Genomic DNA, 25290 nt, shown 5'->3' on the forward strand with positions numbered 1-25290 from the left:
CCGTCTCTTACTTCTTCTTGCCGGCGATCGGCTTGGCCGGGCCCTTACGGGTGCGCGCATTGGTATGCGTGCGCTGACCACGAACGGGCAGGCCCTTGCGGTGACGCAGGCCACGATAAGCCACCATGTCCATCAGACGCTTGATGTTCATGGCGGTTTCGCGACGCAGGTCGCCTTCGACCTTGTAGTCGGCGTCGATCGTCTCGCGGATGCGCAGAACTTCGTCGTCGGTCAGCTGATTGACACGACGCTCAGCCGGGATGCCGACCTTGGAGCAGATGTCAGAAGCGAACTTCGGGCCGATGCCGTGAATGTACTGAAGGGCGATCACCACACGCTTTGCGGTGGGGATATTGACGCCAGCGATACGCGCCACGTGTCTTCTCCTCGTTATGTCCGGCCACGATGACCGGACGATCTTCGTCCACATCCCGCCTGCCGGCTCCGGTACCCGTGGCGGGGCGTCCGGTCGGCTTCGGGACATCTCATCCGAAGAAACCCGGCGGATGCCAGGGCCTCCAAATGCATACGCACGACATGATCCTCCCCCAGCCTTTCCAGGCTGACGGGCGGGCATGATCGCGCGCGTCCAATCCCTTTGGATCGGGATCAGAGGCGCGGAGTATAGGCAGGGGCAAATCGGAGTCAAGCCGCAACAATGTGCGGGAAGCATGGGCGGACAAGGGTTTGCCGCATGGCTGAACCCCTGCGGCTGCCTGTCGGTATCACGTTCCCGCGCACCAGGGCTGGCGCTTGCCGCCCTTGTAGGGGCGGGCATGGCCGGCCTTGATCATGGCCTGGGCCAGATCGGTGCCGTCGGCCAGGCTCACCCGTGCCCGCACCCGCCCGCCAAACTTGTCATATTCGACATCATGCAGGCGGATGGTGCCATCGCCTTTGCCTTCCGTGGCGGGAGCCACCAGGGTCGCCAGTTTCTGCCGCGCCTCCTGCGCCATGCGCTTTTCATCAGCGCAGTCGGACCGGCTTTCCGGTGTGTCGATGCCATCGACACGGACCCTGGTCGTCACTTCCTGGTCCAGCCAGATGGTGACGCGCACACCCAGCGTATCGCCATCCACGACTTCCGTCACCCGCGCCGCCAGCGGGCCGCTGACCCGGCTGACCGCCAGCGACGGCACCGCGCTCAGCATCAGCAGGGCAACGGCCAGGGCCGACAGCAGCAGAGGGCGCGGGCGCAACATGGGTATCGGCGATCTGTTAATGGGGCTTTCGCATAATCTAAGCTGAAGCCGTCCGGAACGGAACAGGAATTTAAGACCCTCGTCCTAAATTGAATACACTTAGGATCATTAGCGCAAAACGAACCCACTAGTAGGCGTTAATGCAACCGGAAAGATCAGAAGTCGCTGCAACGCCCCTTGAATTCCCAGTCGCCAAAGCGTGTCGGCTCCGGGCCGGTGGGGCCGCCAATCTCTCCCGGCGGCTGCTTGACGGGCGGCTTGCGGACTGGGGACTGGTCTGCTGCGGACTGTTCCAGGGTCTTCTTTTCGTCGGTCATGGCGCTCTCCATCATCTTTCTCCGCAGATATGGCGCGTGACCGTTACCCTGCCAAGCCTTGATGCGGGCAGGGCAGGGGCCATATCAGGAAAGGCGGTCGGTTGGGCCGCTTAACGGATCAGGCATGAAGGAGCCTTGGGGTAAGAACATGAACGGCTATTTCCGCACCGCCATGCTGCTGGCTGGGTTGACGGGCCTTTTCCTGGCCGTCGGCTTTATGCTGGGCGGGCAGTCGGGCATGGTCATCGCGCTGGGCGTGGCCGTGGCCATGAACGCCTTTGCCTATTGGAATTCCGACAAGATGGTGCTGCGCATGTATGGCGCGCGCCAGGTGGATGCCGCCACGGCCCCGCAATTCTACACAATGGTACAGCGTCTGGCGCAGCGGGCCGAACTGCCCATGCCCAAGGTCTATATCATCGATAATGACCAGCCCAACGCCTTTGCCACGGGCCGCAATCCAGAGAATGCCGCCGTTGCCGCCACCACCGGCCTGCTGAACCGCCTGTCGGCGGAGGAGGTGGCGGGCGTGATGGCGCATGAACTGGCGCATATCAAGAACCGCGACACGCTGATCATGACCATCACGGCGACGCTGGCCGGTGCCCTGTCCATGCTGGCCAATTTCGCCATGTTCTTCGGCGGCTCCCATTCCAATGATGGTGAGAACCGCAGCAACCCGCTGGGCTTTGTCGGCGTGATCCTGGTCTCCATCCTGGCGCCGATTGCCGCCATGCTGGTGCAGATGGCCATCAGCCGAAGCCGCGAGTATGAGGCCGACCGGATGGGGGCGGAGATCAGTGGCCGGCCCGACTGGCTAGCTGATGCGCTGGAGGGTATCCAGGGCACGGCGGCCCGCGTGACCAATCAGGCGGCGGAGAATAATCCCGCCACCGCCCATATGTTTATCATCAACCCGCTGCATGGGCGGGGCGTGGACAGCCTGTTCTCTACCCACCCCAGCACGGCGGAGCGTGTGCGCCGCCTTCGCAGCATGGTGATGGGCGGCTCTGTCCCGCCGCAGCGTCCGGCCAGCACGCCCACCCGCCGGGGCGGCACCGTTCCGGATGCGGGTGGTACGCGTAAGCGTGGTCTGCCCTGGGGTTGATTACCGCGCGGGGGCGGCGGACGGTGTGGTGCCCAACGCCGCCCCGACCGCCGCCATGAAGGTGCTGGCCACGTCGAAACTGTCGGGATTGGCCGCATTGGCGCTGAAACCGATGGTCAGGTCGATGGAAGGGCAATGCACCACCAGCGCCGCGTAATAGCCGCCCAGACCCAGACAGGAATGCGGCCCCACCTTCTCTGGCGCGAACAGGGCCGGACGCGCCTGCATCATATAGCCCTCGCCTGATTGTGCGCTGACCAGGGTCAGGGCCGAGGCCAGGGTGGCGGGGGTCCGAAAGACATCGCCTTGCAGGATGCCCCGGAACAGCCGTCCAACATCATCAAGCGTGGAGACAAGCCCGCCACCGCCATAGAGATCATAGGATGGGTCTGCCGCCGTCATGTCGACGCCGGATGCATATTGATGGGCGCGTGGCCTTACCCCCGCCGGTGCAGGCTCCAGGCTTTCCAGCCAAGTGTGCCTCAACCCCAGTCTTTCATAGGGCAGCAGTTGGCGTAGGGCCGGCCCCATGCCCTGCCCCGTGGTCCGCTCCAGGATCTCGCCCAGCAGGGAGTAGCCGGTATCCACATAATGGAATCGCTCGCCCGGCGCGCCATGGGCGGGGCCGACCTTCATGGCGATGGCGATCTGCTCGGCCCGGCTCCAACGCCGCTGCGGCTGTGACAGCATGGCCTTTTCATAGGCGGGGTCATCATAGAAATCGCGCAGGCCGCTGGTATGGTCCAGCAATTGCCGAACCGTGATGCGGTCGGGATCGTAGCCGCCGCTGCGCAGCAACGCCGCTGTTTCCGGCGCGATCAGCGGGGCGATGGGCTGCGCCAGTGACAGCTTGCCCTCTTCCTCCAGCCGCAGGACGGCGGCCCCGACAAAGGCCTTCGTGATGCTGGCCACGCGGAACGGATGGTCGGGCGTCAGGGCCGTGCCTGCCGGATCGGCCTTGCCGACGGCACCGCGCCAGTCGATGCCCCGGCGGGGTGCCTGCACCATCACCGCGATGCCGGGGCTGTCGGGCAGGGCAGTCGCGGCCTTTTCCAGCGCCTGCTGGAAAACAGGCGTCAGGTCCGTCTGCGCCCGCGCACCGGCAGCCACGAATGTCAGCGCAATACCCGCCAGAAACCACCGCAGCCGCCGCACCATGCTGTCACCCCTTCAAAGAATGGCCAGACAATCGGCAATCAGGTCCGACAGGCCGATGGCGTTGGTCGGATGCGGGATGCCGTCGGCAGACACGACAGTGTCAATGCCCGCCGCCTTGAAGGCTTCCAGCCGCTCCATCGGGAAGACGGCATGCACCGTGGCCGCCAGGACGCGGGCGGCCCCATGGGCATAGGCCACCTTTGCGGCATCGATCAGCGTGCCGCCGGAACTGATGATGTCATCCACGAACAGGATCGTACGCCCCGTCAGGTCGGTGCCTTCCGGTAGGCCGACCGAGACGTCATGGTCGCCGCGCCGCACCTTCAGGCCGACAATGCCCTGCACGCTGGCGGCCCTGGCGGCCCCTTCCACCAGATGGTCCGATTCTTCATCGGGGCCCAGGACGATCCAGCCCTGGTCCGCCGCGCCCTGCGCCCTGGCCCAGGCGCCCAGCAGGGGGCCGGCGGTCAGGGCGGCGGAACGACCACCGGGAAATACCTCACCCAGATCATGGGTGCGGTGCAGATGCGGATCGACGGTGATGATCCGGTCGAACAGCCCACCCAGCCAGCGGCCCATGATGCGCTGGCTCACCACCTCGCCGGGCCGGAACTCCATATCCTGGCGCATATAGGCCAGATAGGGGGCGACCAGGGTTAGTTCCTTGGCACCCCGTTCCCGCAGGGCGCCGGCCAGGAATTGCAACTCCACCAGCTTGGCGTTGGGCTGATCCAGCGACCGCACAATGATGGCGCGTTCGGGTGCCGCCTCCAGCCGGACAAGGCTTTCACCATCGGGGAATCGGTGCAGCGAAACCTGGTGCAGGGGAAGGCCCGTGCGCGCCGCAAGGTTGCCGGCCAATGCCGCCCCTTCGGGAAAGCCGATCAGAATATCCATGCTTGTTCCATCCCCACCCGGCCGCTCTTGTGACCTACGGGGCAAATTACACCGGAGCGGCCCCGCGACGCACGCCCGAAGCGGGGGATGGCAAATGAGTATGGCGAAATTTGGCGTTTTTAATTATCGACTGTAATATCCAGGGGCGTGGTTCATACTTCGGCAATTGTTCCGGGGACCGCTGACAGGCGGCTTGCTTCGGTCGTTGCGTTAGCGGCATCTTTGCTCTGGCGTCGTTTGAAAGGGGTGGCCCGATGTGGGGGCTTGGCGGTAGCAGCGGCATGGATCCGTTGGAACTCTCCGACAAGGAGTACGCTGCCCTGGAGGAGGCGCTGATGGCGTCCGCCCGTGGTCGCGCTTTCCTGCGTCAGCGCGACCGGCAGACACGCATCGTGGCCCAGGATGACTGGCGCGCGCTCTTGTCCAGCATGACGGAACAGGTGGGCCGCCTGCAGGGGATCGGCGGTACCGGCGGCGCTGCTGCTGCTGCGGTGGCCGACCAGAGCCCGCATATCCACATCATGCGGGAGGAGCTGAAACAGCTCTCCAACTATATCGAGCAGACGCGGCAGGAGATTGCCCAGCTGCGCCCCATGGATGCCGGTGCCAACCGCATCATGGCGGCCACGAACGAACTGGACGCCATCGTCACCGCCACCGAGCGCGCCACCTCCGATATTCTGAATGCGACGGAACGCATTCAGGCCCTGGTTTCCCGTCTGCCGTCCAGCGACATCACCAACGATATCGATGCCCAGACCATCGAGATCATGACTGCCTGTTCGTTCCAGGACATTACCGGTCAGCGCACGACGAAGGTTGTCAACACGCTGCGCTATATCGAGCAGCGCGTGAACACCATGATCGAGATCTGGGGCGTGGAGGATACGGAGGTCGGCAGCAAGAAGGTCGGTTCCGACGGCCTTATCGCCCTGCGCCCCGACGATGACCGCCCGGACAAGCACCTGCTGCACGGTCCCGCGCTGGAGGCCGTCAGCCAGGCCAATATCGACGCCCTGTTCGACAGTCTGGATGGCCCGGCGACGCCCGCCAAGGCCGATGCCAATGATGATCTGAACAATATGGACGACTGGGGATTGTCGGAGGAAGAGATGGCGCCACCGCCCCCTCCGCCGCCGCCTCCCCCACCACCACCTCCTCCTCCGCCGCCTCCCCCACCACCCCCGCCGCCACCGGCAGCGGGTGCGACGGTGTCGCAGGCCGATATCGACGCCTTGTTCGGGTAAGCCGCCATGTCCGCAGACGGCAACAATGTCGCTCCCCGCGTGCGCCTGTCCCAGGCGCAGCTGGACCGCGCGTGCGAACGGCATCTGGCCTACCTGTCGGGCATGCAGGGCGGGGCGAAGCTGAGCCTGCCTTTCTTCGACCTGTCGGGCATGTCCTTCAATGCCCGCAACCTGACCAATGCCAACCTGTCGGGCGCCATCCTACGCGGCACCAGCTTTGTCGGGGCCAAGCTGGACTATGCCGACTTGTTCGGTTGTGACCTGTCCAATGCCGATCTGTCGGGCGCGCAGCTGATGCGGACCGACCTGCGTGCCGCCAGCCTGCGCGGGGCCATCCTGCGCGGCGCCAAGATGGTGGAATGCGATCTGCGCGACGGCAACATGGCCGTCAGCACGCGCACCGATTTCAAGGTGCTGGGGCTTGAGATCGGGCCCGCCGACATCTCATCCGCCGTCATGATCAATGCCGACCTGACGCGTGCCCGCCTGACCGGTTCTTGCGCGCGGGAGGCGGATTTCTCCGGCGCCACCATGGCCGGCGCGCAACTGGCCCGCGTCGACATGCGCAATGCCCAGTTCAAGTCGGCCAATCTGGATGGGGCCGACCTGGCCGATGCCGACCTGCGCGGGGCCGACCTGTCGGGTGCCAAGGTTTCGGCCCAGGCCCTGCAGGCCGCCATCCGCACCGATGAGGAAGCGGCCCAGCGCGGCGTCGGGCCTTCGCCCGACATGCCACCGGCGCCCCCCCCGCCGGAGGAGGTGCCCAACAGCCCGCCGCCGCCCGAACGGCTGGACGCCATGCTGCGCGCCCATGCGCAATGGGTGGCGACTGGCGGGCAAGCCGGCCATCAGTTGGATATCAGCGGCCTGGACCTGTCAGGCACCGACATGGCAGGCCGCGTCCTGACCTTAATGAAGGCCACGGGGGCCAATCTGCGCGGCGCCGACATGCGCGGTGCCCAGATGCAGGCGGCACAGCTGTCAGGGGCTGACCTGCGCTCCACCAATCTCAGCTTCGCCGATCTGCGCGGCGCCTGCATGGACCGCGCGAACCTGATCGACGCCAATATGGAAAAGGCCAACCTTTCCAAGCTGAAGACGGCGCGCGGACACGAACTGCGCACCTCCCTGGTCCGTGCCCGACTGGCCGCTGCCATCCTGCGCGGGGCCGACCTGACCCTGGTCGACTTCACCGGTGCCGACCTGTCTGCCACCGTCCTGGACGGTGCCGACATGGCCGGCGCCACGCTGGAGGCGGCGCGGGGGATCAATCTGGGCTGAGGTAAGTCAAAGGTCGTTCTATTCGAGGCCTACCCTGTCAGAGGCAGGGGTTGCTTTTGTTGTCTTCGACCTGCTGAATTCGGAGCTGCCTGTCAGGCAACTCCAGCCAGATGCAACCAGATGAAACAAAAAATAAAGGGGCGTTTCACCGTTCACGGCCCGCCGACATCGATGCCAGATGCATCGACGGGGGCTGAGCGCAGGAATGGTGTTGGGGAGCAGATTGTAACAAAGACGGTGACCAAAGTCAGCAATGGCGGCGGGGTTGCCCCCGCCGCCTGCCTTTCTCAAGACCTCTTAAGCCTCAGCCGCGGTTCATGCGGCTGTTGACCAGATCGTGAACGACATTCGGGTCGGCCAGCGTGCTGGTGTCGCCCAGGGCTTCATGTTCGTTGGCAGCGATCTTGCGCAGGATGCGGCGCATGATCTTGCCCGACCGGGTCTTGGGCAGGCCCGGTGCCCATTGGATCAGGTCCGGTGTGGCGATCGGGCCGATTTCCTTGCGCACCCAGGTGACCAGTTCCTTACGCAACTCCTCCGTCGGGTCCTCCCCGGCGTTGAGCGTCACATAGGCATAGATGCCCTGGCCCTTCAGGTCGTGCGGGTAGCCGACCACGGCAGCCTCTGCCACCTTGGGATGTGCGACCAGGGCGCTTTCGATCTCGGCGGTGCCCAGGCGGTGGCCGGAGACGTTGATCACGTCATCGACGCGGCCCGTGATCCAGTAATAGCCATCCTCATCACGGCGGCAGCCGTCGCCCGTGAAATACTTACCCTTGAAGGTGCTGAAATAGGTCTGGATGAAGCGTTCATGATCGCCGAAGACGGTCCGCATCTGGCCGGGCCAGCTATCCACGATGCAGAGATTGCCCTCAGTGGCCCCTTCCAGGATCGTGCCTTCATTATCCACGACCTGCGGCTGGACACCGAAGAAGGGCAGGGTGGCCGATCCCGGCTTCTGACCGATGGCGCCCGGCAGCGGGGTGATCAGGATGCCGCCGGTTTCCGTCTGCCACCAGGTATCGACGATGGGGCAGCGGCCATCGCCCACCACGCCGTGATACCACAGCCAAGCCTCCGGATTGATCGGTTCGCCCACTGAACCCAGCAGTCGCAGCGACGCACGGCTGGTCTTCTTCACCGGGCCTTCACCTTCGCGCATCAATGCCCGGATGGCGGTGGGGGCCGTGTAGAAGATATTGACCTTGTGCTTGTCGATCACTTCCCAGAAGCGGCTGACCGACGGGTAGTTGGGGATGCCCTCGAACATCAGGGTCGTGGCGCCGTTGGCCAGCGGGCCATAGACGATGTAGCTGTGGCCCGTGACCCAGCCCACATCGGCGGTACACCAGTAGATGTCGCCGTCATGATAGTCGAAGACATATTGATGGGTCATGGCGGCATAGACGAGGTAGCCGCCGGTCGTGTGCAGCACGCCCTTGGGCTTGCCAGTCGAGCCGGAGGTATAGAGGATGAACAGCGGGTCTTCGGCCCCCATCACCTCTGGCGCATTATCTGCGGAAACCTTGGCCGTTTCCTCATGATACCAATGGTCGCGACCGTCCTTCCAGGCGATGTCGCCGCCCGTGCGCTTGACCACGATGACCGAGGTGACGCCCGGCGCCTTCTCCAGCGCCTTGTCGACATTGGCCTTCAGCGGCACCTTGCGGCCACCGCGCAGGCCTTCATCGGCGGTGATGACCAGCTTGCTGTCGCAATCGACGATGCGGTCATAAAGGCTGTCGGGCGAGAAGCCGCCGAACACGATGGAATGGATGGCGCCGACGCGGGCACAGGCCAGCATCGCATAGGCTGCTTCCGGGATCATGGGCAGGTAGATGGTGACGCGGTCACCCTTCTTCACACCCTGTGCCTTCAGCACATTGGCCAGACGGCAGACCTTCTCATGCAGTTCGCGATAGGTGATGTGGGCCGATTCCGCCGGGTTGTCGCCTTCCCAGATGATGGCCGTTTGATCGCCGCGCGTGGCCAGATGCCGATCGACGCAATTGTAGGAGACGTTGGTGGTGCCATCCTCGAACCAGCGGATGGAGACATCGCCCTCAAAGCTGGTGTTCTTCACCTTGGTGTATGGGGTGAACCAGTCGATGCGCTTGCCATGCGCGCCCCAGAAACCTTCCGGGTCCTTGACCGACTGTTCGTACATCGCCTTGTACTTGGCTTCGTCGACCCAGGCGCTTGCGGCCACATCTTCCGTGACAGGAAAGAAGGTTGGGCTGCTCATGGCGTTGTTTCTCCCAAGGTTGGCGGGCGATTACCGGTCCCGCTTATCTCTTGAACCGAACCCCGGCTTTTTGCGTGTACCGCGCCTGTGGGTTCTGTCCGTTCACGCAATTTATGTAAGCATCGGCGTTCAAGTTTGGAACATGTACATTCGTCGCGTGCGCATTTCGACGCATTCAACGGTTTTTCCGGGGAAATGTTGGGGCCGCCATACTGCGTGCGGGCCATTGCACAGCATGGTATGATTTACATAACACTGCATGGAAACAGGGCGGACAGGGGATGAGTGGGGTGATTCCCGAAGAGGGCGGCAGTCAGGGCCCCGGCGATGACCCGGCGCGGCTGGGTCTGCGCACCAGTCTGATGACCTTGAACCTGCTGCTGTCGTCCCTGCCGGTGGGCGCGTCGGGCTTTGCCGATGCGGCGGCGGACGCGCGCTGCCTGTCGCGGCGTATTGCCACGGCGACGGATGATTTCAGCGATGTGATGCGAAAGGCGGGGTGACGGGAGCTACTCCCCCACCGCCACCACACCATCCGTTACGGTCAGCGGCACTGACCGTAACGGGCGACCGGCGCAGGGGCCGATGACGCACATGCCGTCTTCCACCCGGAACTGGGCACCGTGCGTGCTGCACTGAAGCCAGCGGCCATCAATGCTCATGAAATCGTCCTGGTCCATTTCCAGGGGCACGCCGACATGCGGGCAGGCATTGCGGTAGCCGAAGACCCTGTCGCCCTTGCGGGCCACCAGGATCTTCACCTTCACCTCACCCTTCGGCCAGTCGAAGCCGCGTGCCGTGCCGTCGGGGATCTCCTCCACCCGGCACAGAACGTGGCCGCCGCTCATGCCGGCACCCCGGCCAGGGCGCAGATATGGGTCCATTGATCATCGGTGACGGGGCAGACGGACAGGCGCGACTGCTTGATCAACTGCATCTCGGCCAGGGCCGGATCACCCTTCATCTGCTTCAGGGTGACGGGGTTTTTCACGGGCATCACGGGCTTCAGATCGACCATCACGAACCGACCGGCGGGATCGGACGGGTCGGGATAGGCCTCGCGCACGATCTCCGCGATGCCGACAATCTCCAACCCCTCGTTCGAGTGATAGAAGAAGGCCCGGTCGCCCACCTTCATGGTCTTCAGGTTCAGGGCTGCCTGATGGTTGCGCACGCCATCCCAGTGGGTGCGGCCATCGGCCACGAACTTGTCCCAGGCGTATTTGAACGGTTCGGACTTCACCAGCCAATAGGCCATGATATTTTTCCTTTGCTCCCTCATGCGCCGGGCGCTGCCATCCGGCAACTTGGCTTACGCGCCACGCGGCGCGGGCCGGCGGTCGCCAGCCTGCACCCTCCGGGTGCCACGGCCTTACGGCAGAACCTTGCGATAGGGGCGGATGCTGACCGACTGGAACAGCCCGGCCTTGGCATAGGGGTCGCCGGCGGCAAAGGCCTCGGCACTGGCCTTGTCGGCGAAATCCATGACCAGCAGGCTGCCCACCGGCTTTTCCCCGGCATCATCCAGCAGTGGGCCGGCGACGACGATCTGCGCCAGATAGGAATTCAGATAGTCCAGATGCGTCGGGCGGTTGGCCAGCCGCAGGTCCAGGGAATTCGGATGATCAAGGCAGGAAATGGCGAACAGCATGGGGTGACCCTGTCGGTTACGATGTCCACCCCATGCTTTAGCCGCAGCGGCGCGCCCCGTCCAGGGGCAGCGCCATTACCGCCCCGTCAGTACCCAGTCCGGGCGCACCCAGTGGCAGGTATAGCCGTTGGGCGTTCGTTCCAGATAATCCTGGTGGAAATCTTCGGCCTCCCAGAAGGGGCCGGCATCGGTGATTTCCGTCACCACCTTGCCGGGCCAATGGCCGCTTGCATCCACCTCCGCCTTCACATGGCGGGCGGTTTCGGCCTGGGCGGCGTTTTCCACGAAGATGGCGGAACGGTACTGGCTACCGATATCATTGCCCTGACGGTTGCTGGTCGTCGGGTCATGGATCTGGAAGAAGAATTCCAGCAGGCGGCGATAGGTCAGCTTCTCATTGTCGAAACTGATCTCGATGGCCTCTGCATGACCGGTGCGGCCTGTCTTCACATCCTTATAGGTGGGGTTTGTCAGGGCGCCGCCGGTATAGCCGACACGGGTGGCGACGACGCCCGGCACCTTGCGGATCAGATCCTGCATGCCCCAGAAGCAGCCGCCGGCCAGGATGGCGCGTTCGATGGCCATGATCTCATTCCTTTCAGCTTAACGCTCGGCCCGTACATGTGGTGCCTTGTGGTGATTAAGTCCAGTATGGGGCGGCGGGCACCTTTGCGTCATCGGCGTTCGACAAGCGCGGCGGGGCGGGGTACATCCCCACGCCATGAATGATGCGACCACCAGCCCGGCCGATAGCGCGCTTGCGACGCGCGGGGCGGCCCTTGACCTTTTGTTCAACGTGCTGGCCAAGCGCGTGCCGTTTGACGACGCCTGGGACGCCAGTCGCGCTTTGCGCGCGTTGGAGCCGCGCGACCGCGCCTTTGTGCGGATGCTGGTGGCCACCACCCTGCGCCGTCTGGGCCAGATCGACGCCGCCATCCAGGGCAGCCTGAACAAGCAGGGCCAGCAATTGAAGGCCGTGGTGCAGGATATCCTGCGTCTGGGTGCGGCCCAACTGCTGTTCCTGGGCACGCCGGCCCATGCCGCCGTCGATACGGCGGTGGAACTGGCGGTAGCGCGCAAGCAGCATCCCTATAAGGGTCTGATCAATGCCGTGCTGCGCCGGCTGGACCGTGAACGGGTCAGCATCCTGGCCGAACAGGATGCAGGGCGTCTGAACACGCCCGACTGGCTTTGGCTTTCCTGGCGCAAGACCTATGGCACCGCCCTGACCCGTTCCATCGTCGAGACGCATCTGGGCGAGGCGCCGCTGGATATCACCGTGAAGGGCGATGCCGCCGCCTGGGCCGAACGGCTGGAGGCGACCGTGTTGCCCACGGGCAGCCTGCGCCGTGCCGCCGGTGGGCAGGTCACGGAACTGTCCGGCTTTGATGAGGGCGGCTGGTGGGTGCAGGACGCGGCTGCCGCCATTCCGGCCCGGCTGTTCGGTGACCTGACGGGTCGTGATGCCATCGATCTGTGCGCGGCACCCGGCGGCAAGACAGCGCAACTGGCCGCCGCCGGTGCCCGTGTCGTGGCTGTGGACCGGTCCGACAAGCGGCTGGTCCGCCTCACCGAGAACATGGCCCGCCTGGGTTTGGCGGCACAGGTGACGACGGTGGCGGCGGACGCCACCGAATGGCGGCCCGATGCCGTGGTGGATGCCGTCCTTCTGGACGCCCCCTGTTCGGCCACCGGCACCATCCGCCGTCACCCCGACGTGGCGCGACTGAAGTCGGAAGAGGATGTGGAGAAGCTGGGCCGTATCCAGTCCCGCCTTCTCTATCGTGCTGTCGACATGCTGAAGCCCGGTGGCACCCTGGTCTATTGCACCTGCTCGCTTCAGGCGGAAGAGGGCGAGAACCAGATCACCAACCTGCTCTACCGTCGGCCCGAGATGCAGGTGGTGCCGGTGACAGCGGACGAGGTCGGGGGTTTGTCCGACCTGATCACGGCTGACGGCTATGTCCGCTGCACGCCGGGCCATCTGGCCGAGATCGGCGGCATGGACGGGTTCTTCGCGGCGCGGCTGCGGCGGGTTTCGTAAGTTACGGCCCCTCCGCCCGCCACACATCCTTCACATGCCGGGGCAGACGCCGGGGCAGGACGGCCATCAGGTCAAAGCGGATGGCGTAATGGGCCAGATGCGGGCGGTGGGCCACGAACTGGCTGATGGCTGCATAACGCCGGCGCCAGCTGGTGCGCGGCAGGGAGGACAGGGCCAGGACCATGTTCCGCCGCGCCTTCACCTCCACCACCGCCAGCACGTTGCGCTTGGTGGCAATGATGTCGATCTCACCCATGGGCAGGCGCAGGCGCGTGGCCAGGATACGGTAGCCCTTCAGCCACAGGACCAGACAGCACAGCCATTCGGCGATGCGGCCCAGCCGTTCGGCGCGGCGGCGGTCAAGCTGGTCACGGGACCGCGCCATCGCCCCCCGTCCCCAGTTGCAGGGCCCGCGCATAGACCTGTTTCTTGGGCTGGCCCGTGATGGTGGCGACATGGGCGGCAGCGTCACGCACACTCATCCCGCCGGATAGAGCCTGTTTCAGCAGGCTGTCCATGTCGGCGGCGTCGCTGGCGGCGGCGCCTTCGGCGGGGGGGCCGATGACCACAACCACCTCGCCCTTGGGCGGCCCCTTCTCGGTATAGTGCGCGGACAGGTCGGATGCCGGACCCCGCCGCACCTCCTCGAACAGCTTGGTCAACTCCCGCGCTACCGCGACCTCGCGGTTGCCCAGGCTGGCGGTCACATCGGCCAGCATCTCGGCCAGACGCTGGGCCGATTCATAGAAGATCAGGGTGGCGGGCAGGGTGCGGAACAGCTCCAGCTCCGTCCGCCGTGCCGCCGATTTGGCGGGCAGGAAACCGCCGAACAGGAAGCGGTCGCTGGGCAGGCCCGACAAGACCAGGGCCGTGATGGCGGCATTGGCACCGGGCAGATGGGTCAGGGAAAGGCCCCTGTCCTTCGCCTCCCGCACCAGCTTGAAGCCGGGATCGCTGACCAGCGGGGTGCCGGCATCCGACACCAGCGCAATGGCCTGTCCGTTGGCCACCTTGTCCAGCAGGACCGGCCGCATCTTCGCCGCGTTATGGTCATGATAGGGCAGCATACGGGTGCGGATGCCGTATCGGCGCAGCAATTTACCGGTGACGCGCGTATCCTCGCACGCGATCGCATCGACACCGCGCAGGATGTCGAGCGCGCGCAGGGTGATATCACCGGCATTGCCGATGGGGGTGGCGACGATGTAAAGCCCCGCCCCAGGTTTACGGATGGCGCTGCTGCCGGTAGGCTGCGCCACCACATCATCATCGCCTTCCTCGGGGAATTCCCCGTCCAGGTCGGCGTCTTGGTCGGGTTGGTCGTCCATGCTGGGTGACGTCAAAGGGAAGGGGTTCCGAATGCGTGGGATGGAAGATCGGCGCGGGGCGTCGTGGCTGGTGACGCTGGCGGCCTGCGTCGGGCTGCTGGCGGGGTGCGCCAGCCCTGGCAGCGTACCGGCCCCGGCCCCCACCCCGCAACCCCCGCCGCAGGTGGCCCCGCCCCCCGTTGCCCCGCCGCCGCCCGTGACCGCACAGCCGACGGCCCCCAAGGATGACAAGATCCGCGTCGGCCTGCTGCTGCCCTTGACGGGTGCCAATGCTGCCCTGGGCCAGTCCATGCTGGACGCCGCACAGATGGCGCTGTTCGATCTGGGGGACGATAAATTCACCCTGTTGCCCCGCGATACGCAGGGCAGCCCCGGCATCGCCGCCACTGCTGCACAAGGTTTGATCGAGGAAGGGGCGGGCGTGATCCTGGGGCCCCTGTTCGGCGCGGAAGCCGCGGCGGTCAAGCCTGTGGCGGCCCAGGCCGGCAAGCCTGTCCTGTCCTTCTCCAGCGACTGGAACGTGGCGGGCGGCGGCGTCTGGACGCTGGGTTTCCAGCCGCAGGAACAGGTGCGGCGTGTGGTCGGATTGTCGATGGCGCGCGGCCTGATGCGGTTCGGCGTGGTGGCCCCGTCCACCCCCTATGGCGATGCGGCGGTGCAGTCGCTGCGCGACGCGGTGGAGCAGGCGGGCGGCACGGTGACCAAGGTCGAACGCTACACGGCGGGCGCCACCAACTTGACGGAACTGGTCAAGAACCTGTCGGATTTCGATCAGCGTCAGGCCGCATTGGGTGCCGAACGGGCGCGCCTGACCGCGCTGGGCGATCCCGAGTCGCTGGCGGCATTGCGCCGCTTGTCCAATGCCGACACGTTCGGGCCGCTGCCCTTCGATGCCGTTTTGATTGCCGAAGGCGGGCAGACCTTGCGCGAACTGGCGGCCCTGTTCCCCTTCTTCGACATCGATCCGGGTCCCGTCCGCATGCTGGGCACAGGCCTGTGGGATGAGGCGGGGCTGGGCCGGGAGGCAGCACTGGTCGGTGGCTGGTTCGCGGCCCCCGCCCCGGAAGGGCGCGACGCGTTCGAGGTGCGGTTCCAGCAGACCTTCGGCTATCGCCCGCACCGACTGGCCACGCTGGCCTATGACGCTACGGCGCTGTCCGCCGTGCTGGCCAAGGGTGGGGCGGGCTTTACCGTGCCGGCCCTGACCAATGCCAACGGCTTTGCCGGGGCGGAGGGGATTTTCCGCCTGCTGCCGACCGGCACGGCGGAACGCGGTCTGGCCGTGATGGAGGTGACGCGCACCGGCACCACCCCGGTCGACCCCGCCCCGCAGACCTTCGCCCCCGCCGCCCCGACTTCTTGAGGGTGCCCATGGATATCCATGTCGCCAAGGCCGCTGACGGCCAGCACATCCTGACCTGGAACGGCACCAGCGTGCGCTGTGCCGTGGGGCGGACGGGCATCCGGCTGGATAAGCGGGAAGGGGATGGCGGCACGCCTGTTGGGGCCTTCACCCTGCGCCGCGTGCTCTACCGCGCCGACCGGCTGGCCCCGCCCGTGACGGGTCTGCCCGTGTCGGTAATCAACCGGGATGATGGCTGGTGCGATGACCCCGCCCATCCCGACTATAACCGCCCCGTGAAGCTGCCCTTTGCGGCCAGCCGGGAGGAATTGTGGCTGGACAGCCTTGTTTACGACATCGTCGTCATCCTGGGTCACAATGACGACCCGCCGGTGCCGGGCATGGGCAGTGCGGTGTTTTTCCACCTGACCGACGCCGGCTACGGCCCCACGGCGGGCTGCGTGGCGGTACAGTTGGGCGACATGCTGCCCATCCTGGCTGTGACCAAACCGGGTGATCGTATGGTCATTGCACCGTCACCGCAGGCCATGGTGGCCTGTGATCCAGCGGGTGGGCGGGGGCCTGACTGCTTTTTGTAGGCAGGGTCAGACCCAGCTTTCCCGATACAGCGCCACCATCTCCGCCACGGTTGGCACGCGTGGGTTGTTGTTGGGGCTGCCCGATGCCAGGGCCTGTTCGGCCATGAGGGGCAGCAGACTGTCCCAGCGGGCGGCATCGATGCCGTACTGTTTGGGTGTGGGGACCTGCAGGTCCGCGTTCAGGCGGCGCAGGGCCGCGACCAGTTCGCCTGCCGCCGCCTTATCATCCTGTCCCGGTTCCGCCGCCCCGATGGCGCGGGCGCAGTCGGCATAGCGGGTGATGGCGCCCGGCAGTGACCAGGCCGTGACGGCGGGCAGCAGCATGGCGTTGGACAGGCCGTGCGGCACATGGAAGAAGGCGCCGATGGGCCGGCTCATCCCATGCACCAGGGCGACCGATGCGTTGGAAAAGGCCATGCCGGCCAAGGTGGCGCCCAGCATCATATTCTCCCGCGCGGCCCTGTCGGCAGGATCGGCGCAGGCAGTGCGGATCCAAGGCGCGATATGGCCCATTGCGGCGATGGCCATGGCATCGGTGAAGAGGCTGGCCTTCACGCTGACATAGGCCTCAATCGCGTGGGTCAGGGCGTCGATGCCGGTATCGGCGGTCAGGCGCGGGGGACAGGACAGGGTCAGCTCATAATCGATGATGGCGGCGGCGGGCACCAGACCCGGCCCCGCAATCAGCATCTTCTCATCTGTTTCGGTGTCGGTGATGACGGTGAAGCGCGTCACCTCCGACCCGGTGCCGGCGGTGGTGGGGATGGCGATGACGGGCATGCAAGGCGTCGGGATCGGGTTCGGCACCTTGTAGTCGCGCATGCGGCCGCCATTGGCGGCCAGCACGGCCATGGCCTTGGCGGTGTCGATGGGCGACCCGCCGCCCAGCGCGATCATCCCGTCATAGCCGCCATCGCGCAGCAGGGTGGCACCGGCGGCGATGACATCGGTGGTAGGATCGGGCACGGTGTCGGCGAACAGGCCGGGATTGAGGCCCGCGTCCCGCAAAGGGACCAGCACCCGGTTGGCATGGCCATGGTCGCGCATGAAGGGATCGGTGACCAGCAGGGGCCGGCGCACACCCAGCCGGGCCAGAACCCCCGCCAGCCGCTGCACGGCCCCGCCGCCGATTTCCATGATGGGTGGCACCAGGATGGTGGCGATCATCATTTGCTCCCCTGCCTTGTCTGATTTCCGCCTGGCATGTTCGGCCCTGCCAGCAGGCTTGCCAAGTCCCCGGTGCCGGGAATGGCACATCGGGTGATGAGGTTTGTTCATGTATGGAACGTGGCGGCCCGAGCGCCTATGCTGCGCCCCTGACCATTTCGATCCCTAAAGGTTCTCATGACCAGTCCTGCCCCCGACCTGTTCGCCGCCGCCCTCGCCACCCGCGCCTATTCCCATTCCCCCTATTCAGGGTTCAAGGTGGGGGCGGCCATCCGGTCGGAAAGCGGGCGCATCCATGCCGGCTGCAATGTCGAGAATGCTGCCTATCCGCAGGGCCAATGCGCCGAGGCCACGGCCATCGGTCTGATGGTGGCCGCCGGCGACCGCCGCATCGCCGAGATCGTGGTGGTGGGTGGGGAAGCCGGGTCCGGCCTGATGTGCACGCCCTGCGGCGGTTGCCGTCAGCGCATCCGGGAATTTGCCGGCCCCGACACGCCCATCCATGTCTATGATGCCGGCGGCCATCGCCGCAGCTTTACCCTGGGCGAGTTGCTGCCCTTCAGCTTTGGTCCCGACAATCTGGGATTCTAATATGTCCGGTACCGAAATGACCCTTGTTGATATTGCCCTTCGTGTCCTACCATTGTTGGATCTGACCAGCCTGAATGACGCGGATGACGCCGACAGCACCGCCGCCCTGTGCGCCAGGGCGGTGACGCCGGCGGGGAATGTGGCGGCGGTCTGCCTTTGGTCATCCTTTGTTCCGCAAGCGAAACAAACATTGATCGGCAGTACTGTGAAGGTGGCGACGGTGGTCAATTTCCCCGGCGGGTCGTTGCCGGCGGAAAAGGTCGTGGACCAGATCGCCCGTGCCCTGGCCGATGGGGCGGACGAGATCGACGTGGTCATGCCCTATGCCGCCGTCATGGCCGGGATGGGCGGTGACCAGCGGGCCTTGGACCATCTGGCCGCCTGCCGGGAGGCCTGTGGGCCTGCGACTATGAAGGTCATCCTGGAAAGCGGGGTGCTGGCCAAGCCAGCCCTTATCGAACGCGCCGCCCAGGTGGCGGTGGCTGCCGGGGCGGATTTTCTGAAAACCTCCACCGGCAAGGTGCCGGCGGGCGCCACGCCGGGGGCGGCCCGCATCATGCTGACCGCCTGTCGCGAGGCCGGGCGGCCCGTGGGCTTCAAGGCGTCGGGCGGCATCCGCGATGTCGAGACGGCGGCGCAGTATCTGGCCCTTGCAGATGATATCTGCGGGCCGGGCTGGGCCTCGCCCGCGACCTTCCGCTTTGGCGCATCGGGTCTGCTCGACGCGCTGCTGGGGGTGCTGGGGCATGGGCCAGAGACGAGGGTGACGGTGGGTTATTGATCCATCGCCACCACCCCCTGTTCGACCCGCAGCCACGCCGTGGCCAGGGCCGCCACCTCCTCGCGTTGGTGGGTGACGTAGAGCATGGGCAGGCCGGTGCCGTCGCGCAGGCGCTGCAGGTAGGGCAGCAGTTCGGCCTTGCGGGCGGGGTCCAGGGCCGAAAGAGGCTCGTCCAGCAGCAGCAGCGACGGGTTGGACAACAGCGCCCGGCCGATGGCCACGCGTTGGCGTTCCCCGCCCGACAGGTCGCGGGGGCGGCGGTGCAGAAGCGGCGCGATGTCCAACAGGTCGATGATGGTATCCAGGGTCGGTCCGTCCCGCCCGCGTCCGCCAAACAGCCGTCCATAGAGAAGATTGTGGCGGACATTCAGGTGGGGGAACAGGCGCGCCTCCTGAAACACCTGCCCGACATGGCGGCGGTGGGGGGGCAGCCAGGTCCGGTGACCCGTATCGACCAGGACATTTCCATCCAGCACGATCCGGCCCGCAGAGGGGCGCGACAGGCCCGCGATCAGGGATAGAAGCGTGGTCTTGCCGGCACCGGACGGGCCGGTGATGGCCGTGACGCCGGGGCCGATGGACAGGTCGGCGGTTAGCGTGAAGGTCCCGATACGGTGGGTCAGCGACAGGTCAAGCATCGCGTCCCTCCACCCGCCGGCGCACGCGGCGCGCCAGCAATTCGCTGGTTGTCACCGCGATGACGGCGATCAGGGCGGCGACCAGGGTCAGGCGCAGGGCCGCCGCGTCGCCGCCCGGCACCTGCGTCAGCCCGTAAATGGCGGCGGGTAGGGTCTGTGTGACGCCGGGAATGGCCGCGACGAAGGTGATGGTGGCCCCGAATTCCCCCAGCGCCTTGGCAAAGCACAGGATGGCGCCGGACAGGATACCGGGCAGGGACAAGGGCAAGGTGACGGTCAGGAACACGGCCCAGGGCGGGGCACCCAGCCCGGCCGCCGCATCCTCCAGCCGTGTATCCACAGCCTCCATCGACAGGCGGATGGCGCGGACCAGCAGGGGAAACGCCATGACCGAACAGGCCAGGACCGCCCCGGTCCAATTGAAGGCGAACACGATCCCGAATTCGGCCAGAACCTGCCCCACCGGCCCCTTGCGCCCGAACAGCAGCAGCAGCAGGTAGCCCGTGACAACCGGCGGCAGGACCAGGGGCAGGTGTACCAGCGCATCCAGCAGGATACGGCCCGGAAAGGACCGGCGGGCCAGCAGCCAGGCGACCAGGATACCCGGCCCCAGGCTGATGGCGGTGGCCCAGCAGGCCACCTTTACCGACAGCCAGATGGCCGTCATTTCCTCCGCCGTGAAGGTCCCCATTATTTGGTCAGCACCGTGAAGCCCTGATTGATGAAGTGACGCCGCCCTTCGTCTGTCTTCAGGAAATCCAGCAGCGGCTGGCTGGCGGCCTTGTCCGCCCCCTTCAGCAGGGCAACAGGATACTCGATCGGGGCGTGGCTGTCGGCGGGGAAGACGCCGACAATGGCCACGCCGGGTTCAACCCGCGCGTCGGTGGCATAGACGATGCCGGCCCCGGCCTCCCCCCGCGCCACCAGCGCCAGGGCGGCGCGGACATTCTCGGCGGGTGCCAGCTTGTCCGATACCTGGGACCACAGGCCCAGCTTGGTCAGCGCCGCCTTTGCATAGCGGCCCGCCGGTACGGCCTTGACATCGCCCACGGCCAGCCGCCGGCCATTCAGCAGGGCGGCGATATCCAGATTGCCGTCAATGGTCAGGCGCCTTGCCTGCGACCGTTCCATGACCAGCACCAGTTGATTGCCCAGGAAGGTGAAGCGGCTGTCGGCCTGTACCAGCCCGGCCTTGACCAGATGATCCATCCATTCCTGATCGGCGGAGATGAAGATATCCGCCGGTGCCCCCGCCTCGATCTGTTTGGCCAGGGCAGAACTGGCGGCATAGGCGGCGGTGGCGGTGCTGCCCGTCTGCGCCTTGTAGGCCACCAATGCCTCATCCAATGCCGTCTTCAGGCTGGCTGCGGCATAGACGGTCGTGTCCTTTGCCCAGACTGCCGGTGCGAAGGCCAGGGACAGGGCAAGGAGGAGGGAGGAAAGGCGGAAACGGGCCATGGTGCATCCTGACCTGACGGAAGGTAGCAGCAGATTATCGTTATGTCTGATAGAATACAACGAGGCTGTTGGCGCGATCATGATCCCGTGCAACCAGATGCAACAGAAAACATAGGGGTGTTTCAGAGTTCGGGCCTTCGCCCCTCCGAGTGCGGGTGCCCCTGCAACCAGATGTAACAGAAAATAAAAGGGTGTTTCATGGTTCATGCCTTACCCGATCCGAACGCCAAGCGCGTCGGATTGCAGCGGACAGGGGAAGGGCGTTGAGAAAGCCATTGTAGCAGAGACCGGCCAGAAAGTCAGCCATTCCACCGCCTCTGCCGTCCCCGGTCAGGTGCGGCGGAAGATGACGGTCAGGTTGTTGGCGGGCATCTGAATGATCTCCGGCCCGGTGAAACCGTTGGCGGCGGCGAGGTCCGTCACCTGCTCCAGATCGCGCACGCCCCAGGCCGGGTTGCGGGCCTTCAGATCGGCATCGAAGGCGGCGTTGCTGTCAGCCGTATGATGCCCACCCCGTTTATAGGGGCCATAAAGGCAGAGCGGCGCACCTGGTTGCAGCAGACGGCCCGCACCCGTGAACAGGCCGATGGCGGCATTCCAGGGTGCGATATGGATCATGTTCACGCACAAGATAGCGTCGGGCCGTATATCGGGCCAAGTATCGGGGCGGGCGGCGTCCAGGGCCAGCGGTGGGCACAGGTTGGGCAGGCCGGATTCCCCCGCCCAGGCGCGAATGCTGGCGCGGGCATCTTCGTCGGGGTCGCTCGGCTGGAAGGTCAGGGCTGGCAGGTTCTCGGCCAGGAAAACCGCATGTTCCCCGCTGCCGCTGGCAATTTCCAGCAGCAGGCCGGTTTCCGGCAGATACGGGCGCAGGGCATCCAACAGCGGTTGCCGGTTACGCAGCGTGGCGGGGGCGTGGCGTTTTTCATCGATCATCATGGGGCCAAAGGTAGGGGGCGGGGGCCGGTGCGCCAAGCCCATTTCGTCCTGCATGCCGGGTCAGACCAAGCAAGCAGTTGCGCGCGTCTGCCGGATTGTCTACCTGTGGCGCTGATTATATCGATTGCGTGCGTCACGCTTTTTGGAGTTCCGGGGATGCCCTACGTCGTTACCGAGGCCTGCATCAAGTGCAAGTACACTGACTGCGTTGAAGTCTGCCCCGTCGACTGCTTCTACGAGGGTGAGAACACGCTGGTCATCCATCCCGATGAATGCATCGATTGCGGCGTGTGCGAGCCGGAATGCCCGGCGGAGGCCATTCTGCCCGACACCGACCCGCGCGCCGAACAGTGGCTGGCCATGAACCGCGAATATGCCGGGCAGTGGCCCGTCATCAATCGTCGCAAGGACCCGCTGCCCGACGCCGACGCCTGGAAGGGCGTGCCCGACAAGTTCGAGAAGCATTTCAGCCCCAAGCCGGGGAAGTAAGGATATGGACGGGCCACCGGTTTCCCCGGTGGCCCGCGCGTACCGGCAAAAATTATTGACCGGTCGTTAAGAAGTCCGCTAATGCCCATGCGATGGGCGCATGACCGACATAACGCGCTCTGCGCGGAACTTATGGCGAACAACGCGTTCCGCCTCTGTCATGTGGACGTAACATCGACTATATTCAGTCGAGCGAGGATCGGCACGGCGCCCGTGATCGTGGCTTGATGTGCCGACCGCTTTCGCCATCGTAGTGTTTCGTCAGGAGAGGTCCCGCTGCCTGTGCGGTCGGGGCCCCTATCATTTTTGTTCCCGTGGCGCGCAGCCCCGCGCGGAAGAAGAGAGCAACCGACATGTCCGAAAGCCTAGATTTCACCACCGGGGATCACGTTGTGTATCCGGCCCACGGCGTGGGACAGATCATCGGGATCGAGACCCACAGCATCGCCGACATGAGCGTGACGCTGTACGCCATCCAGTTCGAAAAGGAACGGATGACGTTGAAGGTTCCGGTGGCGAAGGCCAAGGCCTCCGGCCTGCGCCGCCTGTCCACCAAGGACCGGATCAAGGCCGCCATGGAGACCCTGCAGGGCCCCAGCAAGATCAAGCGCATCATGTGGAGCCGCCGCGCCCAGGAATATGAAGCGAAGATCAATTCCGGCGACCCGGTTTCCATCGCGGAGGTCGTGCGCGACCTGTATCGCGGTGAAGACCAGTCCGACCAGTCCTACAGCGAGCGTCAGATTTATCATGCCGCTCTGGAGCGTCTGGCCCGTGAGCTGGCCGTCGTCGAGAAGATCGACGAGCGCAAGGCCACCGAAAAGCTGGAAGCCGTGCTGAGCAAGGCGGCTTGATCGGGGTACACCCACAAGATCAAGCATCCCGCTGTTAAAAAATCGGGATATTTAGTATGAAAGGGGCGTTCACTTGTTGAACGCCCCTTTTTTTGCGCCGCCGCACGCCCTACACTGGCTTTGCCAAGAAAAACCTGCCGGGACCCCATGTCGGATGATCGCAAATATGCCTTGCTGGGTCGGCCACGCCGCGTGTGGGCGGTGGGTGCCATCCATGGCGAGGCGGCGCGTCTGGCGGCCCTGCATGATGATGTCGGCAAGCGCTTCCTGCCCGGTGACCGTCTGGTCTATCTGGGTAACATGATCGGCCGGGGCGTGGCCGTGCGCGAGACGATTGAGGAATTGCTGTCCTTCCGGCGCGAGATCATGGCGCGGCGCGGCGTGGTGGCGACCGACATCGTTTACTTGCGCGGCGGGCAGGAGGAGATGTGGCAGAAGCTGTTGCAGCTTCAGTTCGCGCCAGACCCCGCCGCCGTGCTGCAATGGATGATCGGGCAGGGGCTGGACACCACGCTGGCGGCCTATGGCGGCAATGCCCAATATGGGCTGGTGTCGGCCAAGGAAGGGGCCGTGACGCTGGCCCGCTGGACCGGGGAACTGCGCGCCGCCATGCGCGCCGCGCCGGGCCATGACAATCTGCTGAGTGCGGTGCGCCGCTGCGCATATACCAGCGCGCCGGACGGGGCACCGACGGAGCTGCTGTTCGTTAATGCCGGGCTGGACCCCGCCAAACCGCTGCATATGCAGGCCGACATCTTCTGGTGGGGCGGCAGTTCCTTTGCCCGCATCGTGGAACCCTATAATGGTTTTCGCCGTGTCGTGCGCGGTTATGACCCGACCCATGGGCCGGGCCCGACCGTCACCGATTTCACGGCTAGCCTGGATGGTGGGGCCGGCTTCGGTGGCCGCCTGATCTGTGCCTGCTTTGCCCCCGACGGGCAGATGCTGGAATTGGCCGAAGCCTGAAAAATTTTCAGGACGGTTGATCCAACCGTCCTTCGCCTCCGTACCAAGGATCAAGCAAGGGCACATGCCCCCCCCTGATCCAGCGACGGAGAGTGACCGATGGCGTCCATCGACGATCCCGAAACCCAGCGTGCCAACCTGGCTTTCATCCGCGCCTCGATGAAAGAACCGCTGCTGGCCCGTGATCACGAGCTGGATCTGGCCCGCCGCTGGCGGGAGAAGGGGGACGAGAAGGCGCTGCATGAGCTGGTGCGTTCCTACACCCGTCTCGTGATCTCCACCGCTACGCGTTTCCGCCATTACGGCATTCCCATGGGCGATCTGGTGCAGGAAGGCAATGTCGGCCTGATGCAGGCGGCGGGCCGGTTCGAGCCGGAACGCGACGTCCGCTTCTCCACCTATGCCGCTTGGTGGATACGGTCGGCCATGCAGGATCATATCCTTCGCAACTGGTCCATCGTGCGTACCGGAACCACGGCGGCGCAGAAGTCGTTGTTCTTCAACCTGCGCCGCTTGCGCGCCAAGATCGCCGACAATCCCTCGTCCGATCATCTGTCCACCGACGCGCGCCAGCAGATTGCCCGAGAACTGGATATCGACGCCCGTGAGGTGGAGACGATGGAGATGCGGCTGGCCGCCTGTGACCAGTCGTTGAATGCCACCATGGTCATGGATGGCGAAGCGGAATGGCAGGACATCCTGCCCGACAGCCGCCCCAACCCCGAGGATGTGGTGATCGGCATGCGCGACGGGCGCATGCGGTCCAAGTGGCTGGCCGAAGCGCTGGGCGAACTGTCGCCGCGCGAACGCCAGATCATCGCCGAACGCCGCCTGCGCGACGAAGGGGCGACGCTGGAAGAGTTGGGCCGTGCGCTTGGCGTGTCCAAGGAACGCGTCCGCCAGTTGGAAAGCCGCGCCATGAACAAGCTGCGCGCCAGCATGATGAAGCGCGTGGCCGATGGCCGCGATCTGTTTATGGAAGCTTGAG

General features: G+C 65.4%; 30 protein-coding genes. 13 read left to right on the top strand and 17 right to left on the bottom strand.

The annotated features are described in order from the left end of the window. Positions 1-7 precede the first annotated feature (7 nt). The 3 genes from rpsM to ACT6Q8_RS13875 all read right to left on the bottom strand — a co-directional run bounded on the left by rpsM (position 8) and on the right by ACT6Q8_RS13875 (position 1534). Positions 8-376, bottom strand: coding sequence for a 30S ribosomal protein S13 (gene rpsM, locus ACT6Q8_RS13865; RefSeq protein ID WP_054168332.1), 369 nt, complete (start codon positions 374-376; stop codon positions 8-10). A 349-nt stretch (positions 377-725) separates the two neighbouring features. Continuing rightward, entirely contained in the window at positions 726-1202 is a 477-nt protein-coding gene (locus tag ACT6Q8_RS13870; RefSeq protein WP_444733306.1) for a thermonuclease family protein, read from the bottom strand. A gap of 155 nt (positions 1203-1357) precedes the next feature. Further along, positions 1358-1534: a succinate dehydrogenase assembly factor 4 gene (locus ACT6Q8_RS13875; RefSeq protein ID WP_444733307.1), complete on the bottom strand. Its 177-nt coding sequence runs from the start codon at positions 1532-1534 to the stop codon at positions 1358-1360. Positions 1535-1667: 133 nt separating this feature from the next. Between ACT6Q8_RS13875 and htpX the strand changes: the two genes are divergently transcribed. Continuing rightward, entirely contained in the window at positions 1668-2627 is a 960-nt protein-coding gene (htpX, locus tag ACT6Q8_RS13880; protein WP_444733452.1) for a zinc metalloprotease HtpX, read from the top strand. Here the strand turns inward: htpX and ACT6Q8_RS13885 are convergent, their stop codons facing one another. Together ACT6Q8_RS13885 and ACT6Q8_RS13890 are read right to left on the bottom strand one after the other, a co-directional pair. Further along, positions 2628-3785 (bottom strand): serine hydrolase domain-containing protein, encoded by a 1158-nt coding sequence (locus ACT6Q8_RS13885; RefSeq protein ID WP_444733308.1) that lies wholly within the window; start codon positions 3783-3785, stop codon positions 2628-2630. It lies immediately after the preceding gene. A gap of 12 nt (positions 3786-3797) precedes the next feature. Then, positions 3798-4682, bottom strand: a complete 885-nt coding sequence (locus tag ACT6Q8_RS13890; RefSeq protein WP_444733309.1) for a ribose-phosphate diphosphokinase — start codon at positions 4680-4682, stop codon at positions 3798-3800. Between the two features lie 254 nt (positions 4683-4936). On the opposite strand from ACT6Q8_RS13890, the gene ACT6Q8_RS13895 reads away from it, so the two are divergent. Beyond that, a complete protein-coding gene (locus ACT6Q8_RS13895) occupies positions 4937-5929 on the top strand; it encodes a protein phosphatase CheZ (RefSeq protein WP_054168327.1) in 993 nt (330 codons plus the stop codon). A gap of 6 nt (positions 5930-5935) precedes the next feature. Next, on the top strand, positions 5936-7210 hold the full coding sequence (locus ACT6Q8_RS13900) for a pentapeptide repeat-containing protein (RefSeq protein ID WP_444733310.1): 1275 nt from the start codon (positions 5936-5938) through the stop codon (positions 7208-7210). Positions 7211-7514: 304 nt separating this feature from the next. On the opposite strand, the gene acs is transcribed toward ACT6Q8_RS13900, so the two are convergent. Further along, on the bottom strand, positions 7515-9455 hold the full coding sequence (acs, locus tag ACT6Q8_RS13905) for an acetate--CoA ligase (protein ID WP_444733311.1): 1941 nt from the start codon (positions 9453-9455) through the stop codon (positions 7515-7517). Positions 9456-9736: 281 nt separating this feature from the next. On the opposite strand from acs, the gene ACT6Q8_RS13910 reads away from it, so the two are divergent. Further along, on the top strand, positions 9737-9958 hold the full coding sequence (locus tag ACT6Q8_RS13910; protein ID WP_054168324.1) for a hypothetical protein: 222 nt from the start codon (positions 9737-9739) through the stop codon (positions 9956-9958). Positions 9959-9964: 6 nt separating this feature from the next. Here the strand turns inward: ACT6Q8_RS13910 and ACT6Q8_RS13915 are convergent, their stop codons facing one another. From ACT6Q8_RS13915 to msrA, 4 genes are all read right to left on the bottom strand, one after another. Continuing rightward, a complete protein-coding gene (locus tag ACT6Q8_RS13915) occupies positions 9965-10303 on the bottom strand; it encodes a Rieske (2Fe-2S) protein (RefSeq protein WP_054168323.1) in 339 nt (112 codons plus the stop codon). Next, a complete protein-coding gene (locus tag ACT6Q8_RS13920) occupies positions 10300-10713 on the bottom strand; it encodes an EVE domain-containing protein (protein WP_444733312.1) in 414 nt (137 codons plus the stop codon). The genes ACT6Q8_RS13915 and ACT6Q8_RS13920 overlap by 4 nt, the downstream gene beginning before the upstream one ends. A 114-nt stretch (positions 10714-10827) precedes the next feature. Continuing rightward, complete coding sequence (locus tag ACT6Q8_RS13925) at positions 10828-11106, bottom strand: YciI family protein (protein WP_054168321.1); 279 nt, start codon at positions 11104-11106, stop codon at positions 10828-10830. Positions 11107-11181: 75 nt separating this feature from the next. Further along, positions 11182-11691: a peptide-methionine (S)-S-oxide reductase MsrA gene (gene msrA / locus ACT6Q8_RS13930; RefSeq protein WP_054168320.1), complete on the bottom strand. Its 510-nt coding sequence runs from the start codon at positions 11689-11691 to the stop codon at positions 11182-11184. A gap of 136 nt (positions 11692-11827) precedes the next feature. Between msrA and ACT6Q8_RS13935 the strand changes: the two genes are divergently transcribed. Beyond that, positions 11828-13150 (top strand): RsmB/NOP family class I SAM-dependent RNA methyltransferase, encoded by a 1323-nt coding sequence (locus ACT6Q8_RS13935; RefSeq protein ID WP_054168319.1) that lies wholly within the window; start codon positions 11828-11830, stop codon positions 13148-13150. Position 13151: 1 nt separating this feature from the next. Here the strand turns inward: ACT6Q8_RS13935 and ACT6Q8_RS13940 are convergent, their stop codons facing one another. Together ACT6Q8_RS13940 and rsmI are read right to left on the bottom strand one after the other, a co-directional pair. Beyond that, positions 13152-13535 carry a YraN family protein gene (locus ACT6Q8_RS13940; protein ID WP_054168783.1) on the bottom strand — a complete coding sequence of 128 codons (384 nt, stop codon included), beginning with the start codon at positions 13533-13535 and terminating at the stop codon, positions 13152-13154. After that, on the bottom strand, positions 13519-14478 hold the full coding sequence (gene rsmI / locus ACT6Q8_RS13945) for a 16S rRNA (cytidine(1402)-2'-O)-methyltransferase (RefSeq protein ID WP_444733313.1): 960 nt from the start codon (positions 14476-14478) through the stop codon (positions 13519-13521). The genes ACT6Q8_RS13940 and rsmI overlap by 17 nt, the downstream gene beginning before the upstream one ends. Positions 14479-14509: 31 nt before the next feature. Between rsmI and ACT6Q8_RS13950 the strand changes: the two genes are divergently transcribed. Both ACT6Q8_RS13950 and ACT6Q8_RS13955 read left to right on the top strand, forming a co-directional pair. After that, positions 14510-15841 (top strand): penicillin-binding protein activator, encoded by a 1332-nt coding sequence (locus ACT6Q8_RS13950; RefSeq protein ID WP_444733314.1) that lies wholly within the window; start codon positions 14510-14512, stop codon positions 15839-15841. Between the two features lie 8 nt (positions 15842-15849). Next, complete coding sequence (locus ACT6Q8_RS13955) at positions 15850-16419, top strand: L,D-transpeptidase family protein (protein WP_444733315.1); 570 nt, start codon at positions 15850-15852, stop codon at positions 16417-16419. A gap of 6 nt (positions 16420-16425) precedes the next feature. Here the strand turns inward: ACT6Q8_RS13955 and ACT6Q8_RS13960 are convergent, their stop codons facing one another. Continuing rightward, positions 16426-17589 (bottom strand): iron-containing alcohol dehydrogenase, encoded by a 1164-nt coding sequence (locus ACT6Q8_RS13960; RefSeq protein WP_444733316.1) that lies wholly within the window; start codon positions 17587-17589, stop codon positions 16426-16428. 174 nt (positions 17590-17763) lie between these two features. Here ACT6Q8_RS13960 and cdd point away from each other — a divergent pair, with 174 nt between their 5' ends. After that, complete coding sequence (gene cdd / locus ACT6Q8_RS13965) at positions 17764-18177, top strand: cytidine deaminase (RefSeq protein WP_444733317.1); 414 nt, start codon at positions 17764-17766, stop codon at positions 18175-18177. A gap of 1 nt (position 18178) precedes the next feature. After that, a complete protein-coding gene (deoC, locus tag ACT6Q8_RS13970; RefSeq protein WP_444733318.1) occupies positions 18179-18958 on the top strand; it encodes a deoxyribose-phosphate aldolase in 780 nt (259 codons plus the stop codon). On the opposite strand, the gene ACT6Q8_RS13975 is transcribed toward deoC, so the two are convergent. From ACT6Q8_RS13975 to ACT6Q8_RS13990, 4 genes are all read right to left on the bottom strand, one after another. Further along, complete coding sequence (locus ACT6Q8_RS13975; protein WP_444733319.1) at positions 18952-19596, bottom strand: ATP-binding cassette domain-containing protein; 645 nt, start codon at positions 19594-19596, stop codon at positions 18952-18954. The two genes, deoC and ACT6Q8_RS13975, sit on opposite strands and share 7 nt — an antisense overlap. Continuing rightward, complete coding sequence (gene modB / locus ACT6Q8_RS13980; protein WP_444733320.1) at positions 19589-20287, bottom strand: molybdate ABC transporter permease subunit; 699 nt, start codon at positions 20285-20287, stop codon at positions 19589-19591. The genes ACT6Q8_RS13975 and modB overlap by 8 nt, the downstream gene beginning before the upstream one ends. Continuing rightward, the gene (gene modA, locus ACT6Q8_RS13985) at positions 20287-21054 is read right to left on the bottom strand and encodes a molybdate ABC transporter substrate-binding protein (protein ID WP_444733321.1); all 768 of its coding nucleotides are present in this window, start codon (positions 21052-21054) and stop codon (positions 20287-20289) included. Before modA ends, modB begins: the two co-directional genes overlap by 1 nt. A 330-nt stretch (positions 21055-21384) precedes the next feature. After that, positions 21385-21993: a DUF938 domain-containing protein gene (locus ACT6Q8_RS13990; protein WP_054168910.1), complete on the bottom strand. Its 609-nt coding sequence runs from the start codon at positions 21991-21993 to the stop codon at positions 21385-21387. A gap of 156 nt (positions 21994-22149) precedes the next feature. Here ACT6Q8_RS13990 and fdxA point away from each other — a divergent pair, with 156 nt between their 5' ends. From fdxA to ACT6Q8_RS14010, 4 genes are all read left to right on the top strand, one after another. Further along, positions 22150-22482 (top strand): ferredoxin FdxA, encoded by a 333-nt coding sequence (fdxA, locus tag ACT6Q8_RS13995; RefSeq protein WP_054168789.1) that lies wholly within the window; start codon positions 22150-22152, stop codon positions 22480-22482. Between the two features lie 353 nt (positions 22483-22835). Beyond that, the gene (locus tag ACT6Q8_RS14000) at positions 22836-23336 is read left to right on the top strand and encodes a CarD family transcriptional regulator (protein WP_054168790.1); all 501 of its coding nucleotides are present in this window, start codon (positions 22836-22838) and stop codon (positions 23334-23336) included. Between the two features lie 147 nt (positions 23337-23483). Beyond that, complete coding sequence (locus tag ACT6Q8_RS14005; protein WP_054168791.1) at positions 23484-24302, top strand: hypothetical protein; 819 nt, start codon at positions 23484-23486, stop codon at positions 24300-24302. Positions 24303-24401: 99 nt separating this feature from the next. After that, the gene (locus tag ACT6Q8_RS14010) at positions 24402-25289 is read left to right on the top strand and encodes an RNA polymerase factor sigma-32 (protein ID WP_054168792.1); all 888 of its coding nucleotides are present in this window, start codon (positions 24402-24404) and stop codon (positions 25287-25289) included. Position 25290 lies beyond the last annotated feature (1 nt).

This window comes from Niveispirillum sp., from assembly GCF_052437035.1.
Taxonomy (GTDB): domain Bacteria; phylum Pseudomonadota; class Alphaproteobacteria; order Azospirillales; family Azospirillaceae; genus Niveispirillum.

Excerpts from the sequence above, each read along its gene's own strand:
- ACT6Q8_RS13870 (WP_444733306.1), bottom strand. The coding sequence starts at position 1,202 with ATGTTGCGCCCGCGCCCTCTGCTGCTGTCGGCCCTGGCCGTTGCCCTG.
- ACT6Q8_RS13875 (WP_444733307.1), bottom strand. The coding sequence starts at position 1,534 with ATGATGGAGAGCGCCATGACCGACGAAAAGAAGACCCTGGAACAGTCC.
- htpX (WP_444733452.1), top strand. The coding sequence starts at position 1,668 with ATGAACGGCTATTTCCGCACCGCCATGCTGCTGGCTGGGTTGACGGGC.
- ACT6Q8_RS13885 (WP_444733308.1), bottom strand. The coding sequence starts at position 3,785 with ATGGTGCGGCGGCTGCGGTGGTTTCTGGCGGGTATTGCGCTGACATTC.
- ACT6Q8_RS13890 (WP_444733309.1), bottom strand. The coding sequence starts at position 4,682 with ATGGATATTCTGATCGGCTTTCCCGAAGGGGCGGCATTGGCCGGCAAC.
- ACT6Q8_RS13895 (WP_054168327.1), top strand. The coding sequence starts at position 4,937 with ATGTGGGGGCTTGGCGGTAGCAGCGGCATGGATCCGTTGGAACTCTCC.
- ACT6Q8_RS13900 (WP_444733310.1), top strand. The coding sequence starts at position 5,936 with ATGTCCGCAGACGGCAACAATGTCGCTCCCCGCGTGCGCCTGTCCCAG.
- acs (WP_444733311.1), bottom strand. The coding sequence starts at position 9,455 with ATGAGCAGCCCAACCTTCTTTCCTGTCACGGAAGATGTGGCCGCAAGC.
- ACT6Q8_RS13910 (WP_054168324.1), top strand. The coding sequence starts at position 9,737 with ATGAGTGGGGTGATTCCCGAAGAGGGCGGCAGTCAGGGCCCCGGCGAT.
- ACT6Q8_RS13915 (WP_054168323.1), bottom strand. The coding sequence starts at position 10,303 with ATGAGCGGCGGCCACGTTCTGTGCCGGGTGGAGGAGATCCCCGACGGC.
- ACT6Q8_RS13920 (WP_444733312.1), bottom strand. The coding sequence starts at position 10,713 with ATGGCCTATTGGCTGGTGAAGTCCGAACCGTTCAAATACGCCTGGGAC.
- ACT6Q8_RS13925 (WP_054168321.1), bottom strand. The coding sequence starts at position 11,106 with ATGCTGTTCGCCATTTCCTGCCTTGATCATCCGAATTCCCTGGACCTG.
- msrA (WP_054168320.1), bottom strand. The coding sequence starts at position 11,691 with ATGGCCATCGAACGCGCCATCCTGGCCGGCGGCTGCTTCTGGGGCATG.
- ACT6Q8_RS13935 (WP_054168319.1), top strand. The coding sequence starts at position 11,828 with ATGAATGATGCGACCACCAGCCCGGCCGATAGCGCGCTTGCGACGCGC.
- ACT6Q8_RS13940 (WP_054168783.1), bottom strand. The coding sequence starts at position 13,535 with ATGGCGCGGTCCCGTGACCAGCTTGACCGCCGCCGCGCCGAACGGCTG.
- rsmI (WP_444733313.1), bottom strand. The coding sequence starts at position 14,478 with ATGGACGACCAACCCGACCAAGACGCCGACCTGGACGGGGAATTCCCC.
- ACT6Q8_RS13950 (WP_444733314.1), top strand. The coding sequence starts at position 14,510 with ATGCGTGGGATGGAAGATCGGCGCGGGGCGTCGTGGCTGGTGACGCTG.
- ACT6Q8_RS13955 (WP_444733315.1), top strand. The coding sequence starts at position 15,850 with ATGGATATCCATGTCGCCAAGGCCGCTGACGGCCAGCACATCCTGACC.
- ACT6Q8_RS13960 (WP_444733316.1), bottom strand. The coding sequence starts at position 17,589 with ATGATGATCGCCACCATCCTGGTGCCACCCATCATGGAAATCGGCGGC.
- cdd (WP_444733317.1), top strand. The coding sequence starts at position 17,764 with ATGACCAGTCCTGCCCCCGACCTGTTCGCCGCCGCCCTCGCCACCCGC.
- deoC (WP_444733318.1), top strand. The coding sequence starts at position 18,179 with ATGTCCGGTACCGAAATGACCCTTGTTGATATTGCCCTTCGTGTCCTA.
- ACT6Q8_RS13975 (WP_444733319.1), bottom strand. The coding sequence starts at position 19,596 with ATGCTTGACCTGTCGCTGACCCACCGTATCGGGACCTTCACGCTAACC.
- modB (WP_444733320.1), bottom strand. The coding sequence starts at position 20,287 with ATGGGGACCTTCACGGCGGAGGAAATGACGGCCATCTGGCTGTCGGTA.
- modA (WP_444733321.1), bottom strand. The coding sequence starts at position 21,054 with ATGGCCCGTTTCCGCCTTTCCTCCCTCCTCCTTGCCCTGTCCCTGGCC.
- ACT6Q8_RS13990 (WP_054168910.1), bottom strand. The coding sequence starts at position 21,993 with ATGATGATCGATGAAAAACGCCACGCCCCCGCCACGCTGCGTAACCGG.
- fdxA (WP_054168789.1), top strand. The coding sequence starts at position 22,150 with ATGCCCTACGTCGTTACCGAGGCCTGCATCAAGTGCAAGTACACTGAC.
- ACT6Q8_RS14000 (WP_054168790.1), top strand. The coding sequence starts at position 22,836 with ATGTCCGAAAGCCTAGATTTCACCACCGGGGATCACGTTGTGTATCCG.
- ACT6Q8_RS14005 (WP_054168791.1), top strand. The coding sequence starts at position 23,484 with ATGTCGGATGATCGCAAATATGCCTTGCTGGGTCGGCCACGCCGCGTG.
- ACT6Q8_RS14010 (WP_054168792.1), top strand. The coding sequence starts at position 24,402 with ATGGCGTCCATCGACGATCCCGAAACCCAGCGTGCCAACCTGGCTTTC.